The sequence below is a fragment of the Stenotrophomonas sp. YIM B06876 genome, from assembly GCF_030711595.1.
Lineage (GTDB): Bacteria > Pseudomonadota > Gammaproteobacteria > Xanthomonadales > Xanthomonadaceae > Stenotrophomonas.
The window spans coordinates 1-2,101 of sequence record NZ_JAUJUJ010000130.1 but is presented as its reverse complement, the minus strand read 5'-3'; the positions used below and the strand labels follow the sequence as shown (position 1 = coordinate 2,101).

Below are 2,101 nucleotides of genomic sequence, written 5' to 3'. Positions count from 1 at the left end.
GAAGCCGTCCTTGAACACCAGCTTGTCAGCGGCCACGCCGGTCAGCGTGATGTGAACCATGTCTGCGCCCGACGCATCGGCACTGTGGGAGCCGAATGCCTTCTGCTCGATGTACACATCCGTGCTCGAGCCGTTGGCCTTGAAGAACACTTCCAGCTTGGTATCGTCGCCCTTGGTCACATCTGCGCTCAGCACATAACCCTTGCCTGCATAGATCTTGTCGCCAGCAGCAAATCCCGACAGCGCTTGGTTGTTGCTACCTGCATTCACCAAGAACACGTCATCGCCCGAAGTGGTCAGCGAGCCACCAGCGATAGCGGCAGGCACAGCCTGGCCAGCGTCGACAAACGCCTTGGTGGCAGCGTCAATCGCCTTCTGCAGATCCGTATTCTTGTTCAAGTTGGCCATGGCATCGTTGTAGCCCTTCAGCGCCGCATCCAGGTCAGTCACCTTATCCTGCGCCGTCGTCAGATTACCTGCGGCCGTGTCCACAGCGCCCTTGACAGCACCACCCAGTGCGGCAGTCGTATCGAGCACGACCTTATCGGCAGCAGCCTTAGCAGCCGTTGCGGCCTGCCAAGAAACGATACCGTCCAGCAGCTTTTGCGCAGCCGTCAGCTGGACTGCAGTAGCTTTGGCAACAAAACCAGCATCCAGCGCCAGCTTGCCGCTTTGAACGGTGATGATCTGCACACCACCAGCATCCGCCACGGTACCGGTAGTCACGTCGATCACAGCAGCAGCAGTCACGTTGGTAGCAACAGAAGCGGTCTTCAGTGCAGCCAACTGATCGTTGGCGGCCTTGACAGCACCAGTATCGGTAGCAGCGGCAGGCGTACCGAACGTGCCAGCACCCACTGCCTTACCTGCGGCGGCATCAGCAGCCACAGCGCTCAGATACGCATCCAGCTTAGTCGCGGAAACAGCAGGGTTAGCCGTCAGGAAGTCGGCCTTGGCCGTATCCAGAGCAGCCTTTGCCCCTGCCACGCCATCAGCATTCTTCTGCTTGGCAGCTGCCACGATGGCGTTTTGCGTAGCGGCAGACACGGTCTCGACGTCGTAGCTAAAACCGTTTTGCACAACAGTCTTGACGTCAGAGAAAGTAGCGTCGCTAACACCCTTTACACCTTCCACAGCCGTGACAGCCGTACCCACCTTAGCCACGACGGCGGCGTGGTCAGCCAGCTTCGCAGTCACAAAGAAATCAACCAGCGCCTTGTTGGCCGTATTCAGGGCATCAATCTTGTCGGCCAGTGCGCCAGCGCCGTTGATGGCGTCTTGCACGGATTGAACATTTTCCGTCACATTCGCCAGCGGACCTTGCAGGGTGGCCACATCGGTGGTGTTCAGGGCCTTGGCGCCTTCGGTCAGTACCTTGGCCACGGCGATCTTGTTGTTGATCATGGCCACGGTCTTGCCCCAGTCGGCATTGGTCACGTCCATCTTTGCCAAGTTGCCCAACACGGCGTAGATCACGTCGCCCTTGCTCATGCCCGAAGCCAGGGCGGCCACGATGTCGGCCTCTGCCTTGGTCTTCACAGCGGCGGTGGCGGTGCCACCGACCACGTTGGACACCAGCTTGAAGGCGAACTGGGCGCTGGTATCGGTGGTGGGGTACAGCTTGGTGAACTGTTCCTTGGTGGTGTACACGTTCACGATCTGCTGCGTGGTCATGCCTGCGTTGTAGGCTTCCACGATCTGGCCGCCGTACACCGAGCCGGGGGCTGCGTTGAATGCCAGCGCGAAGAACAGGTATGCGTCGGACTTGTTTTGTTCAGTAAATGCCATTTCAGAGAGCTCCTGAGGTTTCACAAAAAAAATGAAGCTGCTACCACTGTGCACAGATAGCAGCAACGCCAATCGATTGTACGTACGCAAAACCCACTGGCAAGCAGATTTGCCCGGAACCGTTGTAACGGTGCCCCAGAAAGTCAGTCGCTCGATATTCATATAGGAATAATCGGACGACGCTCCACACTTCATATAGAAAGCGCTCGCCACAAGGCGCGGCAGCGCGCAAAGCACCTCGCCGCCGACGCACGCACCCGCCCCGCAAGGCAGTGAATCCGCTGGTTTCTTTAGTATCCATTCGCAAACCTGC

The 2,101-nt window shown here is 58.4% G+C and carries 1 protein-coding gene; it reads right to left on the bottom strand.

Annotated features, from left to right (window positions below; genetic code table 11):
- Positions 1–1,950 (bottom strand): hypothetical protein (locus QZH66_RS15330; protein WP_305806771.1); only part of this gene is annotated, 1,950 nt, incomplete at its 3' end.
- Positions 1,951–2,101: the final 151 nt, after the last annotated feature.